The organism is Streptococcus sp. 151470009-6 (assembly GCF_053628175.1).
Map to the genome: position 1 here is coordinate 141326 of NZ_JBSEZF010000004.1, position 17925 is coordinate 159250.

Sequence of the window (17925 nt, forward strand, 5' to 3'; positions counted from 1 at the left end):
TGTTCAAAATAATGATATAGTTTCAAACTATATCAAATCCTAATTATTTACAATTATACAGGCGCTTTCTTTTCTGTTAAGATAGTTTCAACAACAAATTTTGGAGGACACATCATGTCAACTACAATCATCGGTTTCCCTCGTTTGGGTGAATTCCGCGAATTAAAATTTACAACTGAAAAATACTTTAGAAAAGAAATCTCAGAAGAAGAACTCCTTGCAGCAGCAAAAGAATTGCGCGCGAAACACTGGAACATCGTCAAAGAAAAAGGCATCACTGAAATCCCATCAAATGACTTTTCTCACTATGACAACTTCCTCGATGCTGCTTTCCTCTTCAACGTGGTGCCAGCTTCTGTTCAAAACTTGGACTTGTCTGACCTTGAGCGCTACTTTGCTTTGGCGCGTGGTTACCAAGGTGAAAAAGGGGATGTTCGTGCCCTTCCGATGAAGAAATGGTTCAACACCAACTACCACTACATCGTTCCTAAATTTGAAAAAGATACTCAAGTCAAACTTGCTGGTCACAAGATTTTTGATGAATTCCAAGAAGCCAAAGAACTTGGATTGAACACTCGTCCTGTTCTTGTAGGTCCATTCACTTTCCTTCAATTGTCAGACTTTGAAGAAGGTGTGAAAGCAGAAGACTTCGTAGATAGCTTTGTCGCTGCTTACCAAGAAGTTTTTGCAAAATTGGCTGAACTTGGTGCGACTCGTATCCAATTGGACGAAGCGGCTCTTGTAAAAGACTTGACTGCTGAAGAAAAAGCTCTCTTCTTGAACCTCTACAACAAACTCTTGGCTGACAAGAAAGGTCTTGAAGTCTTGCTTCAAACTTACTTCGGAGACGTCCGCGACGTTTACGCTGACCTTGTAAAATTGCCAGTAGATGCGATCGGTCTTGACTTCGTTGAAGGTAAGAAAACGCTTGAACTCGTTAAAGGTGGTTTCCCAGCTGACAAGACTCTTTATGCAGGTATTGTCAATGGTAAGAACATCTGGCGCAACAACTACGAAAAGAGCTTGGCTGTTCTTGAGCAAATTCCAGCTGAAAACATTGTCTTGACAAGCTCATGCTCACTTCTTCATGTGCCATTTACAACTGCTAACGAAGAATTTGAACCAGCTATCTTGAACCACTTTGCCTTTGCAGTTGAAAAATTGGATGAGATCCGTGATTTGGATGCTATCCGCAACGGTCAAGGTGAACAAGCTCTTGCAGCAAACAAAGAACTCTTTGCGACTGAGCGTGTGGGTGAAAATACTGAACTTCGTGCCCGTATTGCTGGCTTGACAGACGCAGACTACACTCGTTTGCCAGCCTTTGTAGAACGTGAAGCGATCCAAGAAGAAACTTTCAAACTTCCAGCACTTCCAACAACAACGATCGGTTCATTCCCTCAAACTAAGGAAGTTCGTGCTAAACGTTTGGCCTTCCGTAAGGGTGAGTTGTCAGCAGAAGACTATGACAAGTTCTTGGCAGAGCAAATCGACGAATGGATCAAATGGCAAGAAGAAGTTGGATTTGACGTGCTTGTTCACGGTGAATTCGAGCGTAATGACATGGTTGAGTACTTCGGCCAAAACTTGTCAGGTTACCTCTTCTCTAAGAATGGTTGGGTACAATCATACGGTATGCGTGGGGTTAAACCACCAATCATCTGGGGCGATGTCACTCGTCTCAACCCAATCACTGTGAAATGGTCTAGCTACGCACAAAGCCGTACTGACAAACCTGTTAAAGGTATGTTGACTGGTCCTGTTACCATCCTTAACTGGTCATTCCCACGTGAAGACATCTCTATCAAGGATTCTACTCTTCAAATCGCTCTTGCTATTAAGGATGAAGTTCTTGACCTTGAAGCTGCAGGCGTGAAAATCATCCAAATCGACGAGGCTGCTCTTCGTGAGAAATTGCCACTCCGTCGTAGCGACTGGTACGAAGACTACCTTGACTGGGCTATTCCTGCCTTCCGCTTGGTACACTCTACAGTAGCTCCAGACACACAAATTCACACTCACATGTGTTACTCAGAATTTACAGATATCATCCCAGCTATCGACAACATGGATGCGGACGTTATTTCATTTGAGGCAAGCCGTTCAAACCTTGAAATCTTGGACGAACTCAAAGCGAAAAACTTCCAAACAGAAGTGGGACCTGGGGTTTACGATATCCACTCACCTCGTGTGCCAAATGAAGGCGAAATCGACCACACAATCGATGCTATTCTTGCTAAAGTGCCAAGCAAGAAAGTTTGGATCAACCCTGACTGTGGTTTGAAAACACGTGGTATTCCAGAAACAAAAGAAAGCTTGATCCGCCTTGTCGAAGCAGCTAAAGCTGCACGTGAGAAATTGTAAAATTCGATTTCTCTCTTGACACTGTTTGATCAAGGAACTGCTTAGCTCTATCTAGCTAAGCAATATCAAAATCAAAGAAAAGGACAAAAACTATGTCACGCCAAACACCGTCACTCTCATTTGAAGTGTTCCCTCCCAACCCAGCTGTGGGTAATGATAAGATTATTTCTGCTCTTCAAGATATGCAGGAGCTAGCACCTCACTTTATCAGTGTGACTGCCAGCAATAATAAATTTAATATCAAGGAAACGACGGTTCGTTTGGCTGACTTTATCCAGAATGATTTGGCGATTCCAACTATTGCCCACTTGCCAGCTATCTATCTGACCAAGGAAAAGGTTGCTGAAACCATTGCAGACTTGGATAAGGTTGGGGTACAGAAAATCTTGGCCTTGCGTGGGGATATTATCCCTGATGTGGAGCCACAAAAGGATTTCCGCTACGCAACGGATTTGATCGAGTTCATCAAGGAACAAGCCCCTCACTTTGATATTATTGGAGCTTGTTATCCTGAAGGGCATCCTGACTCGCCAAACCAGATCTCGGATATTCAAAATCTCAAGAAGAAAGTGGACGCAGGCTGTTCAAGTCTCGTAACGCAACTTTTCTTTGACAATGAGCGTTTCTATGATTTCCAAGACAAGTGTACCTTGGCAGGGATTGATGTTCCTATTCATGCGGGTATCATGCCAATTCTGAACCGTAACCAAGCGCTTCGTCTCTTGAAGACTTGTGAGAATATCCACCTTCCACGTAAATTTAAGGCCATCTTAGACAAGTACGAGCATGACCCTGAGTCGCTCAGAGCAGCAGGACTTGCCTACGCAGTGGATCAAATCGTAGACTTGGTAACCCAGGATGTCGCAGGTGTGCATCTCTACACCATGAACAATGCTGAAACAGCAAAATACATTCACCAAGCAACCCATGCCTTGTTTAATCATCAGTCTTTAGGGTAATAAAAAGCAAACCATTCTTCTCAGTTGAGGGGAATGGTTCCTTTTTAATAGAAAAGCCCGCACTTTTTAAGAAAAATATGATAAAATAGACTCTGTACGTACTTGATACAAAGATGAGGGTATTTAGGTTGTAGAAGTTTGTTTAAAGTGGATTATTTTTTAAACAAAATATGATAATAGGTGTCTCAAAAAACGCGAACGGAGTGAGTATTTAAAAGATATTTCACGCTATAGTGGTATCCTAGAGAATAACTCTGTTATTTTCTAGGACGGAATTTTTTAGACTTCAGGCTAAAAAATAAGGGATGAAATTCCCTGGATTCCTAAAATCATCCACTGGATAATTTTACCTCCCGTCCGCACTATTCCAGTGAAATATCAAAAAAACTACTTAATTGAATTTTGGTCTCATTTCTTAGGAAAAAAGATAAGCTTCCTTGCACTCATCGAGTGCGGCGTCACCTTCCTATTTTTCTACAGAAATGTTCGGCAAGCCGAACCGTCCAAAATATCTTGATTAATTGAACACGCCTACAACTCTGTGGAAAAAAATAAATCTACCTAGGAGCAGTCGCTCCGTCGTTCGATTTCCTATTTTCCTTTGAGTTGCTTAACGGCTTAGTATCTTGATCTTTGTAGGCAAGGCGTATAATTTCATCAATCCAAAGGGGATTAAAATGACAAAACAAGTGTTTCAAACGACTTTTGCGGGTCGTAAGTTAATCGTAGAGACTGGTCAGGTTGCTAAGCAAGCAAATGGTGCAGTTGTCGTGCGTTACGGTGAGTCAACTGTCTTGACTGCGGCCGTTATGTCTAAGAAGATGGCAACTGGGGATTTCTTCCCTCTTCAAGTCAACTACGAAGAAAAAATGTATGCGGCTGGGAAGTTTCCTGGTGGCTTTATGAAACGTGAAGGACGTCCTTCAACAGATGCTACCTTGACAGCGCGTTTGATTGACCGTCCAATCCGTCCAATGTTTGCGGAAGGTTTCCGTAATGAAGTGCAAGTGATCAATACGGTTCTTTCTTATGATGAAAATGCATCTGCACCAATGGCAGCTATGTTTGGTTCATCCTTGGCACTTTCTATCTCAGATATTCCATTTGACGGACCAATCGCTGGGGTACAAGTAGGCTATGTAGATGGCCAAATCATCATCAACCCAAGTCAAGAACAAGCAGAGCGTTCGCTTCTTGAATTGACAGTAGCTGGTACCAAACACGCTATTAACATGGTTGAGTCTGGTGCCAAAGAATTGTCAGAAGAAATCATGTTGGAAGCTCTTCTCAAAGGGCACGAAGCAGTCAAAGAATTGATTGCTTTCCAAGAAGAGATCGTTGCTGCTGTTGGTAAAGAAAAAGCAGAAGTAGAATTGCTCCACGTAGATGCTGAATTACAGGCTGAAATCATCGCAGCTTACAACAGTGACCTCCAAAAAGCGGTTCAAGTAGAAGAAAAATTAGCGCGTGAAGCTGCTACTCAAGCAGTGAAAGACCAAGTGACTGCCGTTTACCAAGAAAAATACGCAGACCATGAAGAATTTGACCGTATCATGCGTGATGTGGCTGAAATCTTGGAACAAATGGAACATGCTGAAGTGCGCCGTTTGATCACAGAAGACAAGGTTCGTCCTGACGGACGTAAGGTCGATGAAATTCGTCCTTTGGATGCAGTCGTTGACTTCCTTCCTCGCGTACACGGTTCCGGTCTCTTTACTCGTGGGCAAACTCAGGCCCTTTCAGTCTTGACCTTGGCTCCAATGGGGGAAACTCAAATCATCGATGGTTTGGATCCAGAGTACAAGAAACGCTTTATGCACCACTATAACTTCCCTCAATACTCTGTAGGGGAAACAGGTCGTTACGGTGCGCCTGGTCGTCGTGAAATTGGTCACGGTGCTCTCGGTGAGCGTGCTCTTGCTCAAGTCTTGCCAAGCTTGGAAGAATTCCCATACGCTATCCGTCTGGTAGCAGAAGTCTTGGAATCAAATGGTTCATCATCTCAAGCCTCTATCTGTGCAGGAACTCTTGCCCTTATGGCTGGTGGTGTGCCAATCAAGGCGCCAGTAGCTGGTATTGCCATGGGTCTCATCTCAGATGGAAATAACTATACAGTCTTGACAGATATCCAAGGTTTGGAAGACCACTTTGGAGACATGGACTTTAAGGTTGCAGGTACTCGTGACGGGATTACAGCCCTTCAAATGGATATCAAAATCCAAGGGATTACTGCAGAAATCTTGACAGAAGCCCTTGCTCAAGCCAAGAAAGCCCGTTTTGAAATCCTTGATGTGATTGAAACAACCATTCCAGAAGTTCGCCCAGAATTGGCTCCAACTGCTCCGAAAATTGATACCATCAAGATTGATGTGGACAAGATTAAGATTGTCATCGGTAAGGGTGGAGAAACGATTGACAAGATTATCGCTGAAACAGCCGTTAAGATTGATATCGACGAAGAAGGAAATGTGTCTATCTACTCTAGCGACCAAGATGCTATCAATCGTGCTAAAGAAATTATTGCTGGTTTGGTGCGTGAGGCTAAAGTCGATGAAGTTTACCATGCCAAGGTTGTTCGTATCGAGAAATTTGGTGCCTTTGTCAACCTCTTTGACAAGACAGACGCCCTTGTTCACATTTCGGAAATGGCTTGGACGCGTACCAATAATGTCGAAGACTTGGTGGCTATTGGAGACGAAGTCGATGTCAAAGTTATCAAGATTGATGAAAAAGGACGTGTTGATGCTTCTATGAAGGCTCTTCTTCCACGTCCACCAAAACCTGAGCGTGATGAAAAAGGTGAAAAGTCTGAACGTCCTCACCGTCCACGTCATCACAAGGATCACAAACCGAAGAAAGAATTTACACACAAACCAAAAGACTCAGAATAAGAAAGGAGAAATGTATGGGATGGTGGCGCGAAACCATTGATATTGTAAAAGAAAATGATCCAGCGGCGCGCACCACTTTGGAGGTTCTACTGACCTATCCGGGTGTCAAGGCCTTGGCTGCCCACCGTCTCTCGCATTTTCTCTGGAAGCATGGCTTTAAACTCTTGGCTCGTATGCACAGTCAGTTTTGGCGCTTTTGGACTCAGATTGAGATCCATCCGGGGGCTCAGATAGAATCAGGTGTCTTTATCGACCATGGTTCAGGCCTAGTCATTGGAGAAACGGCTATTGTTGAGAAGGGAGTTCTCCTCTATCATGGGGTGACTCTTGGGGGAACTGGGAAAGACTGTGGGAAACGCCATCCGACCGTTCGTAAAGGAGCTCTCATATCGGCTCATGCCCAAGTTATTGGACCGGTGGAAATCGGTGAAAATGCTAAGGTGGGAGCAGCAGCAGTAGTTGTGGCAGATGTACCTAGTGATGTGACGGTCGTCGGTATTCCGGCTAAGATCGTTCGAGTTCATGGACAGAAAGATGAGCCGACCATTCACGAGGTAGAGGAGAAACGGAAATACTATCTAGACAAGCTAGAGCATGCCCGTGAAGCCAGCCACCATTCGTCAAGTCTTTAGAAAAGGTTGGCAAAGTTATCTAAGTAAAATATGACAGGAGGAACCGACATGTCAGATTTATCAGATGCTATTTTGAACCAGGTAATCCTTGAACTGAAAGAAGGTTTGGACGGTCCCGCCAAGGAGCGCTTTACAAAACTGCCGCCTAGCCACCAGCGCGAATGGGCTCGCTATATCAGTGAAGCCAAAAAAGATGAGACCAAGCTGCGCCGCATAGAAAAGATGAAGCTGGATTTGCTGAAGCTTTAAAGAAAGAGAACTTATGCTATTAGAGGAATTTGAAGATGTAGTAGCAGTTATTGAGCCAACTGAAAAGTCAGTCCATGACAAGGGTGAAGTGTGTGAAACCATCATCCTGTCCTTTAATGGCGAAATTCTGAAACGTTTGATTGAGTCAGAAGCAGTCTATCCAGGAGGCTATTTGAAAAGCATAAACGGACAGCATCCATGGTATATTTACCGCCAAGGTCCTATCAAGCTAGCAGTTATGTTGGCTCCGATTGGGGCTCCTATGATAGTCGGCCAGCTGGAGGAGTTGGCGGCCAGAGGCTTCAAGAATTTCATCATTCTAGGTTCTTGTGGAGTTCTCGATCAGTCTATTCAGGCAGATAAGATTATCCTACCAAGTTCAGCTCTACGTGATGAAGGTACAAGTTACCATTACGCTCCTCCAAGTGATGAGATAGCTTATGACGAAACTTTGCTCTTAACCATGGAAGAAGCTTTGAACAAATCTTGCATCGAGCATATCCGCACCAAGTCTTGGACGACTGATGCCTTTTATCGAGAAACGCCTGATAAGGTCAAGCGTCGCTTGGCTGCTGGAGCCAAAGTGGTGGACATGGAAGCTTCAGCTATCATGGCTTGGAGTCAATTTCGCAAGAGTAAAGTCTATCAGTTCTTCTACACAGCTGACTATGTGGATCATCATAACCGAGCCTGGGATGCCCGCCATGAAGAGCGGACAGCTGATGCCATGACTTTTTTCACTATCGCTTTAATAATAGCCAAGGAACTAGAAAGGTAACTACAAGAATGGCAGTATATTTTTACGGCTGTATCACCTTGGATGGCTACTTGGCAGACAGCCAGCACAGGATAGACTGGCTGCATCAGCTTGGTTCTGTAGAGGATACAGGCTATGATGACTTTTACAGGCAAATGGATATCACCATCATGGGTAAGCGGACCTTTGAGGAAATCCAAGATTTGCAAGATGTAGAAAGTTTTTATCAAGCTACGGAGAACTATGTCTTTACGCATGATAGGCACCTGCCTGTCAGCAATTACCAGCCAGTAGCTGGGGATGTGGTGGACTTTGTTCACCAGATTGACAAAGGCAAAAATGTCTTTGTGATTGGTGGTAATTCCTTGGTAGGACCGCTCTTGGATGCGGATCTTTTCGACCACCTCATTATTCAGATAGCGCCCCTTATCCTAGGAAAGGGAGTTCCCCTCTTTACTCAAGAGGAAGGGCAGCGCTTTTACCAACTGGATAGCCTCAGACAATTTGGTCCTTTTGCAGAGCTGGTTTTCAGCCGAAAAAGTCAGAAATAGAGAAGGGAGTGGACCGCATGATTAAAATTTACGACACCATGTCTCGTGATTTGCGAGAATTTGTCCCAATCGAGGACGGTAAGGTTAAGATGTATGTCTGTGGGCCTACGGTCTACAACTATATCCACGTCGGCAATGCCCGCTCAACAGTAGCTTTTGACACTGTTCGCCGCTATTTTGAGTATCGGGGATTTGAGGTCAATTATATTTCCAATTTTACAGATGTAGATGATAAGATTATCAATCGCGCCAAGGAAGAAGGCATCACACCTCAGGAGGTTGCGGACAAGTACATCGCGGCCTTTCGTGAGGATGTGACGGCCTTGGAAGTGAAACCTGCGACTCGCCATCCACGAGTAGTCGAGTTTATGGCTGACATAATCCGCTTTGTGGAAGACTTGATTGAAAAAGGCTTTGCCTACGAGAGCCAGGGGGATGTTTATTTCCGCGTGGAAAAATCCCACAACTATGCCAAGTTGGCTAATAAAACCTTAGAAGATTTGGAGCTGGGTGCTTCAGGTCGTACCGATGAAGAAACGGCTCGTAAGGAAAATCCTGTAGACTTTGCCCTTTGGAAAGCTGCAAAACCAGGTGAGATTTCTTGGGACAGCCCTTGGGGTCCTGGTCGTCCAGGCTGGCACATCGAGTGTTCGGTCATGTCTACTGAGATTTTAGGCGATACCATCGATATTCACGGTGGTGGAGCTGACCTTGAGTTTCCGCATCATACCAACGAAATTGCCCAGTCAGAAGCTAAAACAGGTAAGACTTTTGCTAACTACTGGATGCACAATGGCTTTGTCAATATCGACAATGTCAAGATGTCCAAGTCCTTGGGCAACTTTATCACTGTCCATGATGCCCTCAAAACCATTGATGGACAAGTGCTTCGTTTCTTCTTTGCGACTCAGCATTACCGTAAACCAATCAACTTTACGGAAAAAGCAGTGCGTGATGCCGAGACCAATCTCAAGTATCTAAAGAACACTTACGAGCAACCATTTACTGGGACTGTAGATGCTCAAGAGTTACAAGCTTTTAAAGATAAGTTTGTAGCGGCTATGGATGAGGACTTTAACGCTGCCAATGGTATCACAGTTGTCTTTGAAATGGCCAAATGGATCAATTCAGGCAACTATGATGCAAGTGTCAAGGAAGCTCTTGCGGTTATGTTGGAAGTCTTTGGAATTGTCTTTGTTGAGGAAGTTTTGGATGCAGAGATCGAAACCTTGATCCAAAAACGCCAAGAAGCGCGTGATAATCGTGACTTTGCGACAGCAGACCAAATCCGTGACCAACTGGCTGCTCAAGGGATTAAGCTCCTTGACACCAAAGATGGAGTGAGGTGGACACGTGATTGATGTCAATCTCATTAATGGAATTGCGTTAGCTTTTGAAGGAGATGCGGTTTATTCCATGTATATTCGCCGCCACCTCATCCTGCAAGGCATGACCAAGCCCAATAAACTTCACCAAGAAGCGACTAAGTATGTCTCAGCCAAGGCTCAGGCTCGCCTGATTTCCCTCATGTTGGAGGAGCAAGTCCTTACGGAAAAAGAAGAAGAAATCTATAAACGTGGGCGCAATACCAATAGCCACACAAAGGCTAAAAATGCGGATGTCGTAACTTATCGCATGTCGACTGGCTTTGAAGCGGTCATGGGTTATCTTCATCTGACTGAAAATATGGAGCGTCTAGAGACCTTGATTTCGTGGTGTATCCAAAAAGTGGAGGTGTAGAAATGCTTGCAAAAGAATTACTAGACTGGTTTCCTGAGGCTCAGATTTCAGATCAGCCGATAGAGAAGCTAGGATATCTTACACTTCCTCTATCTTCTCAACAGTGGATTTTACTGGAGGAGACCAATCTCACTGAACGTGAAAAGCAGTTAATTGCCCTTTTAACCCAGCAGGAGCAGGCTAGTTCACTCAATCCTTGGTATTCCTATCTGATCGAGGGAAAGGGGCAGGCGCCTCAAACTTTTAAAAAGATACAACTGGTTTATTGCCATCTATCCTATTACCAACAGGAAAATCTAGCCTCTTGGCTGGATATGATGCAGACCCTCTTTCCAAACTGCCAGACAGTGTTGCAGGTCGGAGTTCAGGACTATGTTTTTATTCTCCAGCAAGATAAATACAGCTCTGTTCGCTCAATCTTATCCGATACGATTGAGGCAGTAGAGTATGATTTTGGTCTTCGTCTGTCTATCATGTTAGGGCAGGTCTGGTCACAGACTGGGTATCAGGCTCTGTCAGATTTAATCCAAGCAGAGCGGGACTTGTTTAAGGCATGGTGGCGTCAAGGTCATCAAGGGGTTCATACTTTTTCACAGCTCTATCTTTGGAGTCTTGGGGAAGGGCTGGTTGACCATAGAATTATCAAAGAATACCTTAGTCAGTTGATTCTGGACCAAGATCAGATTCAGGAGATCATCCTTTCTCTCTGGGAAAATAGTGCTGTCCTAACTAAAACAGCCCAGCAACTTTATCTGCACCGCAATTCTCTTCAATACAAGATTGATAAGTGGGAAGAATTGACAGGACTTCAGTTGAAGGAGTTGACGGATCTCACCCTTTGTTATCAGTTGATTTTACCAGATATTCTCTAAAGTTTTGTGCAAGTTGCACAGAACTTTTTTATTTTTTTGGTCACCTTGCCATAGAAATGTAAAGCGTTTTCATTTATAATATAACTATCAAAAAATAAAAGGAGTTCACCTTCCATGGTAGAATTAAATCTTAAAAACATTTACAAAAAATATCCAAACAGCGAACACTACTCAGTTGAAGATTTCAACTTGGACATCAAAGACAAGGAATTTATCGTTTTCGTAGGTCCTTCAGGATGTGGTAAATCAACAACTCTTCGTATGATCGCTGGTCTTGAAGACATTACAGAAGGTACTGCATCTATCGATGGCGTGGTTGTCAACGACGTAGCTCCAAAAGACCGTGACATCGCCATGGTATTCCAAAACTACGCTCTTTACCCACACATGACTGTTTATGACAACATGGCTTTCGGTTTGAAATTGCGTAAATACAGCAAGGAAGACATCGACAAACGTGTACAAGAAGCTGCAGTAATCCTTGGCTTGAAAGAGTTCTTGGATCGTAAACCAGCTGACCTTTCAGGTGGTCAACGTCAACGTGTTGCCATGGGTCGTGCGATCGTCCGTGATGCAAAAGTGTTCTTGATGGACGAACCTTTGTCAAACTTGGATGCCAAACTTCGTGTATCTATGCGTGCTGAAATTGCGAAGATCCACCGTCGTATCGGTGCTACAACTATCTACGTAACCCACGACCAAACAGAAGCGATGACTCTTGCGGACCGTATCGTTATCATGTCAGCTACTAAGAACCCTGCTGGTACAGGTACTATCGGACGCGTAGAACAAATCGGTACTCCTCAAGAAGTTTACAAAAACCCAGTTAACAAATTCGTTGCAGGATTTATCGGAAGCCCAGCTATGAACTTCATCAATGTGAAATTGGTTGGTAGCGAAATTGTTTCTGACGGTTTCCGCTTGAAAGTTCCAGAAGGAGCTTTGAAAGTTCTTCGTGATAAAGGCTACGAAGGTAAAGAATTGATCTTCGGTATTCGTCCAGAAGATGTGAATGCAGAACCTGCTTTCCTTGAAACATTCCCAGAATCAGTGGTTAAAGCAACTATCTCTGTATCAGAATTGCTTGGTTCAGAATCTCACCTTTACTGCCAAGTTGGTAAAGATGAATTTGTTGCAAAAGTGGATGCTCGTGACTACTTGCAAACAGGTGCAACAGTTGAACTTGGATTTGACTTGAACAAAGCACACTTCTTCGACGTAGAAACTGAAAAAACTGTCTACTAAGATGAATAAATAGAATAGCAAAGCACTGCAGAGTTTCTCTTGCAGTGCTTTTTCTTTTAAATGCATAGGCTAGGCATGAAAACAGGCTTTTCTAGTTTTAATATTCTTAAAAAAGTGATAAAATGGTAGGAAGAATTGGAGAGAATAGATGCCGAAAGAAGTGAATTTGACGGGCGATGAGGTTGTCGCTTTAACGCAAAAATATTTATCGAAAGAAGATGTTGCTTTTGTACATAAAGCCTTGGTTTACGCCGTTGAATGCCATAGTGGTCAATACCGTAAATCTGGCGAGCCCTATATTATTCATCCCATTCAGGTGGCAGGGATTTTAGCTAAACTCAAGCTAGATGCCGTGACGGTTGCCTGCGGTTTTTTGCATGACGTGGTTGAGGATACGGATGCTACACTGGATGATTTAGAGCAAGAGTTTGGTCATGATGTTCGCATTATTGTTGATGGGGTGACGAAGCTTGGTAAGGTCGAGTACAAATCGATCGAGGAGCAATTAGCGGAAAATCACCGCAAGATGCTCATGGCCATGTCTGAGGATATCCGCGTTATCTTGGTTAAACTGTCTGACCGCTTGCATAACATGAGAACGCTTAACCATCTACGAAAAGACAAGCAGGAACGTATTTCTAGAGAAACCATGGAAATCTATGCACCACTTGCTCATCGTCTGGGGATTTCCAGCGTCAAGTGGGAGTTAGAAGACTTGTCCTTCCGCTATCTCAATCCAACTGAGTTTTACAAGATCACTCACATGATGAAGGAAAAACGCAGAGAGCGTGAGGCTTTGGTCGATGAAGTCGTGACAAAGTTAGAGGACTACACTTCCGAACGCAATCTAAAAGGGAAAATCTATGGCCGTCCCAAGCATATCTATTCGATCTATCGCAAGATGCAGGATAAGAAGAAACGTTTTGAGGAGATTTATGACCTGATTGCCATTCGCTGTATCTTAGAGACTCATAGTGATGTCTATGCCATGCTTGGCTATGTGCATGAGCTTTGGAAACCAATGCCTGGGCGTTTTAAAGATTATATCGCTAACCGTAAGGCCAATGGTTACCAGTCTATCCATACGACTGTCTATGGGCCAAAAGGTCCGATTGAATTCCAGATTCGTACCAAGGAAATGCACGAGGTTGCTGAGTACGGAGTTGCGGCTCACTGGGCTTATAAAAAAGGAATCAAGGGGCAGGTCAACAGCAAAGAATCAGCTATCGGGATGAACTGGATCAAGGAAATGATTGAGTTGCAAGACCAAGCTGATGATGCCAAGGAATTTGTAGATTCTGTTAAGGAAAACTATCTGGCTGAGGAGATTTACGTCTTTACCCCAGATGGGGCTGTACGTTCCCTTCCAAAAGATTCAGGCCCGATTGACTTTGCCTATGAAATTCATACCAAAGTCGGTGAAAAAGCAACTGGTGCCAAGGTCAATGGCCGTATGGTTCCGCTGACAACCAAGCTTAAGACAGGGGATCAGGTTGAAATTATCACCAACCCCAACTCCTTTGGACCGAGTCGTGACTGGCTCAACATGGTCAAGACTAGCAAGGCACGCAACAAGATTCGTCAGTTCTTTAAAAACCAAGATAAGGAATTGTCTGTTAACAAGGGCCGTGAAATGCTGATAGCTCAGTTCCAAGAAAATGGCTATGTAGCCAATAAATTTATGGACAAGCGTCACATGGACCAAGTCCTTCAAAAGACCAGCTATAAGACAGAAGAATCTCTCTTTGCAGCCATTGGTTTTGGAGAAATCGGTGCCATTACGGTCTTTAATCGTCTGACTGAAAAGGAACGCCGTGAGGAAGAGCGTGCCAAGGCCAAGGCGGAAGCAGAAGAACTTGTCAAAGGTGGCGAGGTTAAGGTTGAAAACAAAGAAACCCTCAAGGTCAAGCATGAGGGTGGTGTGGTGATTGAAGGTGCCTCAGGACTCCTCGTTCGGATTGCCAAGTGTTGCAATCCAGTGCCTGGTGACGATATTGTTGGCTATATCACCAAGGGCCGTGGTGTGGCCATTCACCGCGTGGACTGTATGAACCTTCGCGCCCAAGAAAACTACGAGCAACGTCTCCTTGATGTGGAATGGGAAGACCAATACTCAAGCAAGGAATATATTGCCCATATCGATATCTATGGCCTCAACCGTACAGGTCTCTTAAATGATGTTCTGCAAGTTCTTTCCAACACCACTAAGAATATCTCAACCGTTAATGCTCAACCAACCAAGGATATGAAATTTGCCAATATCCATGTATCCTTTGGAATCTCAAATCTCTCAACTCTAACGACAGTAGTGGATAAAATTAAAAGTGTGCCAGAGGTATACTCAGTCAAACGGACCAACGGATAATTGAATAGAAGGGCGCTTATGAAAATCATCATTCAACGGGTTAAAAAAGCCCAAGTGAGTATCGAAGATCAGGTTCAGGGGAAAATCAATCAGGGGCTCTTATTGTTGGTCGGTGTAGGCCCAGAGGACCAAGAGGAAGATCTGGATTATGCTGTGAGAAAACTGGTCAACATGCGGATTTTTTCAGATGCAGAAGGCAAGATGAACCTATCTGTCAAGGATATTGAGGGGGAAATCCTTTCGATTTCTCAGTTTACCCTTTTTGCAGATACTAAGAAGGGCAATCGTCCAGCCTTTACAGGTGCAGCCAAGCCTGATAGGGCATCAGACTTTTATGACGCTTTCAATCAAAAACTAGTACAAGAAGTACCTGTTCAGACAGGTATCTTTGGAGCGGATATGCAGGTGGAGCTGGTCAATGACGGACCAGTCACCATCATTCTTGATTCTAAAAATAGATAAGAAAACCAAGCCAGCTGGCTTGGTTTTTGTTTAGAAACACTCCCATAAAGAAATGTGTTTGTTGTAAAAGTCGGGATAGTTTTCTCTTAGGTAGTTAGCTGTCATATAATAAAAAGTAGAATGGCAAGAAGTGACGATTGGCATAAGAGCGGAAAATCGCTGAAAACTAGTGAAGGCTAAAAGGACAAATAATAGAAAATCGCTAATGAGCACCCCTAAATAGTAGAAGCGAAATTTTTTATTGATTTGAGCATAAATCTCAGAGAAATGTTTTTGGAGTCGGTTGACCAAGCGAAATAGCAGTAGTCCTTGAGCAAGGATGAAAATAAAACCAGACAGCAGGAGCCAGTCTACAGAGAGATCGGTTTTGGAGATAAAAATTGCTAATAGTAGCAAATCGCTGACTGCAATGGCTGCAAAATGGATTCTAAAGAGCCTTTTCATAGGAAGACCTCCCTCTTTTATCTACCTTCATTCTACACCAAACGAATGGGAGTTGCAACTAACATAATAAAAAATCCCTAAAAGGAATTTCTTTCAGGAATAAGGGCTTAGTTGATTTTTTCGACATAGAGTTGTTTGGCGATATCCATACTAACTTGGAGGTCTTCGTCTTTGTTGACCAGAGTAAAGCTATTGGAAAAGCCATCAAACTGCTTGACTTGGAGTTGGTCACCGATATGAATTGCGTGCTTTTCTAGATATTTGAGTAGTTCAAAGCTATCATGAACCCGAGTCAGGAGATAGGTTCCAGCTTCCTGGACGGCCGCTAGTGGCAGGTTATTAATTTCAACCAAAAGTTCTCCCTCGGCAGGTATGGTTCCACCGTGGGGGCAGGTTTGAGGGAAACCGAGCAGTTTATCCAGTCTCTTTACAAATAGGTCAGAGACAGTGTGCTCTAGGACCTCAGCTTCTTCGTGGATTTGATCGCTAGTATAGTCTAGATGGTGAACTAGAAAGACTTCAATCAAACGGTGTTTACGATAGAGCTCAGAGACCAGTTTGAGGCCAATATCTGTCAATAGATAGCCGTTCTCCTTATCCTTGAGGATGAGATTTTCACTTTTCATGCGTTTGATCATCTCTGTTACAGCAGGCGGAGAGACCTGCATACGGGCAGCAATTTCTTTGTTGGTGATTTTTTGCATGTCCGTACCGATTTCATAAATACATTTTAAATAATCTTCTTTATTTGGAGTCATTCGTTTCCTCTTGTATATTCTCTCCATCTAGTATACCAAAAAAAGCTAGATTTCTCTAGCTTTCTGTCATAATGCTTGTGATTTTAGTCTAGTTCTTTAACTGCAGCAATAGCAGCTTCAAAGTTTGGCTCCGTGTTGATATTGTCAACGTATTCTACATAACGGATGACATTGTCAGTATCGAGAACAAAGACGGCACGTGCAAGGAGATGCCATTCGTTGATCAAGAGGGCATAATCGCGCCCGAAAGAATGGTCAAAGTAGTCTGAAAGCATGATGGCATTGTCAAGACCTTCAGCCCCACACCAGCGTCCTTGGGCAAATGGTAGGTCCATTGAAACAGTAAGAACGACAGTATTGTCAAGGTTGGCTAGTTCTTGGTTGAAGCGACGTGTTTGCGTTGAGCAGATACCAGTATCGATAGAAGGGACAACACTCAAGACTTTTTTCTTTCCATCAAAGTCAGCTAGCGTTTTTTTAGAGAGATCGGTTGTAGTGAGAGAAAAGTCAAGTGCCTTGTCTCCGACTTGCAGTTGTTTACCTGTAAAAGTTACAGGATTTCCGAGAAAAGTGGTCATGAAACTACTCCATTCTTTTTTCTTTTATTTTACCGAGAATTGTCAGATTTTTCCAATGATTTGACCGGAAATTGAAAAAACGCCAATTCGGTGAGAATGACGTTTTTAATGGATTATTTTGACAAACCTTCAGCAATCTTGTCAAGGTTGTATTTCATCATGCTGTAGTAGCTGTCACCTTCTTTACCTTCTTCAGCGATTGAGTCAGTAAAGATTTGTGCGTAAATTGGAATATTTGTGTCTTGTGAAACAGTCTTCATTGGACGGTCATCGACACTTGATTCAACAAAGAGTGATGGAACTTTTGTTTGGCGAAGTTTTTCAACCAAGGTCTTGATTTGTTCCGGTGTTCCTTCTTCTTCTGTGTTGATTTCCCAGATGTAGGCACTTGGAACTCCGTAAGCTTTAGAGAAGTATTTGAAGCATCCTTCGCTGGTTACGATGAGTTTCTTTTCAGCAGGGATATTGTTAAATTTCTCTTTGGCTTCCTTGTCCAGTTTGTCTAGCTTTTCAGTATATTCTTTGAGATTTTTTTCGTAGAATTCCTTGTTGCTAGGATCCTTTGCAATCAACTGTTTAGCGATATTTTTAGCATAAATCATCCCATTTTCAAGGTTGAGCCAAGCGTGTGGGTCTTCTTTGCCTTTCTCGTTTTGGCCTTCAAGGTAGATAACATCAACGCCTTCGCTGACTGCAAAGTAGTCTTTGTTTTCAGTTTTCTTGGCATTTTCGACCAATTTGGTAAACCAAGCATTGCCACCTGTTTCAAGGTTGATACCGTTATAGAAAATGAGGTCAGCCTCAGAAGTTTTCTTTACGTCTTCAGGAAGTGGTTCGTACTCGTGTGGGTCTTGACCAACAGGAACGATACTGTGAAGATCGATCTTATCGCCAGCGATATTTTTGGTAATATCAGCGATGATTGAGTTTGTAGCAACAACTTTTAGTTTTTGACCAGAAGTAGCATCTTTTTTTCCGCTAGCACATGCTACAAGTGCAATGACGGAAAGAAAGAGTACAAGCAATGTACCTAATTTTTTCATTAGATTCCTCCAGAA

Annotated in this window: 17 protein-coding genes and 1 pseudogene; 13 read left to right on the top strand and 5 right to left on the bottom strand. The window is 43.3% G+C overall.

The annotated features are described in order from the left end of the window. The first annotated feature begins 114 nt into the window (after positions 1-114). Both metE and metF read left to right on the top strand, forming a co-directional pair. On the top strand, positions 115-2364 hold the full coding sequence (gene metE / locus ACUW6H_RS06825) for a 5-methyltetrahydropteroyltriglutamate--homocysteine S-methyltransferase (RefSeq protein WP_454363313.1): 2250 nt from the start codon (positions 115-117) through the stop codon (positions 2362-2364). 92 nt (positions 2365-2456) lie between these two features. Beyond that, a complete protein-coding gene (gene metF, locus ACUW6H_RS06830; protein ID WP_414387659.1) occupies positions 2457-3323 on the top strand; it encodes a methylenetetrahydrofolate reductase [NAD(P)H] in 867 nt (288 codons plus the stop codon). A 520-nt stretch (positions 3324-3843) separates the two neighbouring features. On the opposite strand, the pseudogene ACUW6H_RS06835 reads toward metF, so the two are convergent. Further along, positions 3844-3933 (bottom strand): annotated as a pseudogene (locus tag ACUW6H_RS06835) (5-methyltetrahydropteroyltriglutamate--homocysteine methyltransferase); the annotation flags it as partial. A 67-nt stretch (positions 3934-4000) separates the two neighbouring features. On the opposite strand from ACUW6H_RS06835, the gene pnp reads away from it, so the two are divergent. From pnp to dtd, 11 genes are all read left to right on the top strand, one after another. Beyond that, on the top strand, positions 4001-6214 hold the full coding sequence (gene pnp / locus ACUW6H_RS06840; protein WP_454363315.1) for a polyribonucleotide nucleotidyltransferase: 2214 nt from the start codon (positions 4001-4003) through the stop codon (positions 6212-6214). A gap of 14 nt (positions 6215-6228) precedes the next feature. Continuing rightward, complete coding sequence (gene cysE, locus ACUW6H_RS06845) at positions 6229-6846, top strand: serine O-acetyltransferase (protein WP_454363317.1); 618 nt, start codon at positions 6229-6231, stop codon at positions 6844-6846. Positions 6847-6876: 30 nt separating this feature from the next. Then, complete coding sequence (locus ACUW6H_RS06850; RefSeq protein WP_223361695.1) at positions 6877-7095, top strand: YdeI/OmpD-associated family protein; 219 nt, start codon at positions 6877-6879, stop codon at positions 7093-7095. 13 nt (positions 7096-7108) lie between these two features. Next, complete coding sequence (locus ACUW6H_RS06855; protein WP_454363319.1) at positions 7109-7873, top strand: nucleoside phosphorylase; 765 nt, start codon at positions 7109-7111, stop codon at positions 7871-7873. 8 nt (positions 7874-7881) lie between these two features. Next, positions 7882-8403, top strand: a complete 522-nt coding sequence (locus tag ACUW6H_RS06860; protein ID WP_454363321.1) for a dihydrofolate reductase family protein — start codon at positions 7882-7884, stop codon at positions 8401-8403. 17 nt (positions 8404-8420) lie between these two features. Continuing rightward, positions 8421-9764, top strand: a complete 1344-nt coding sequence (cysS, locus tag ACUW6H_RS06865; RefSeq protein WP_454363323.1) for a cysteine--tRNA ligase — start codon at positions 8421-8423, stop codon at positions 9762-9764. Continuing rightward, positions 9757-10143: a Mini-ribonuclease 3 gene (locus tag ACUW6H_RS06870; RefSeq protein ID WP_129313632.1), complete on the top strand. Its 387-nt coding sequence runs from the start codon at positions 9757-9759 to the stop codon at positions 10141-10143. The genes cysS and ACUW6H_RS06870 overlap by 8 nt, the downstream gene beginning before the upstream one ends. Positions 10144-10145: 2 nt before the next feature. Then, positions 10146-11015, top strand: a complete 870-nt coding sequence (locus ACUW6H_RS06875; RefSeq protein WP_454363325.1) for a helix-turn-helix domain-containing protein — start codon at positions 10146-10148, stop codon at positions 11013-11015. A 114-nt stretch (positions 11016-11129) separates the two neighbouring features. Then, positions 11130-12260, top strand: coding sequence for an ABC transporter ATP-binding protein (locus ACUW6H_RS06880; protein WP_454363327.1), 1131 nt, complete (start codon positions 11130-11132; stop codon positions 12258-12260). A gap of 148 nt (positions 12261-12408) precedes the next feature. After that, the gene (locus tag ACUW6H_RS06885; RefSeq protein ID WP_454363329.1) at positions 12409-14625 is read left to right on the top strand and encodes a RelA/SpoT family protein; all 2217 of its coding nucleotides are present in this window, start codon (positions 12409-12411) and stop codon (positions 14623-14625) included. A gap of 18 nt (positions 14626-14643) precedes the next feature. Further along, positions 14644-15087: a D-aminoacyl-tRNA deacylase gene (gene dtd, locus ACUW6H_RS06890; RefSeq protein WP_454363331.1), complete on the top strand. Its 444-nt coding sequence runs from the start codon at positions 14644-14646 to the stop codon at positions 15085-15087. A gap of 30 nt (positions 15088-15117) precedes the next feature. Here the strand turns inward: dtd and ACUW6H_RS06895 are convergent, their stop codons facing one another. From ACUW6H_RS06895 to psaA, 4 genes are all read right to left on the bottom strand, one after another. Next, a complete protein-coding gene (locus tag ACUW6H_RS06895) occupies positions 15118-15531 on the bottom strand; it encodes a hypothetical protein (protein WP_454363333.1) in 414 nt (137 codons plus the stop codon). A gap of 107 nt (positions 15532-15638) precedes the next feature. Beyond that, a complete protein-coding gene (locus ACUW6H_RS06900) occupies positions 15639-16289 on the bottom strand; it encodes a metal-dependent transcriptional regulator (protein ID WP_049538620.1) in 651 nt (216 codons plus the stop codon). Between the two features lie 83 nt (positions 16290-16372). Continuing rightward, positions 16373-16867 (bottom strand): thiol peroxidase, encoded by a 495-nt coding sequence (gene tpx, locus ACUW6H_RS06905; protein ID WP_033630265.1) that lies wholly within the window; start codon positions 16865-16867, stop codon positions 16373-16375. Between the two features lie 113 nt (positions 16868-16980). After that, complete coding sequence (psaA, locus tag ACUW6H_RS06910; protein ID WP_454363336.1) at positions 16981-17910, bottom strand: metal ABC transporter substrate-binding lipoprotein/adhesin PsaA; 930 nt, start codon at positions 17908-17910, stop codon at positions 16981-16983. Between the last annotated feature and the right edge of the window lie 15 nt (positions 17911-17925).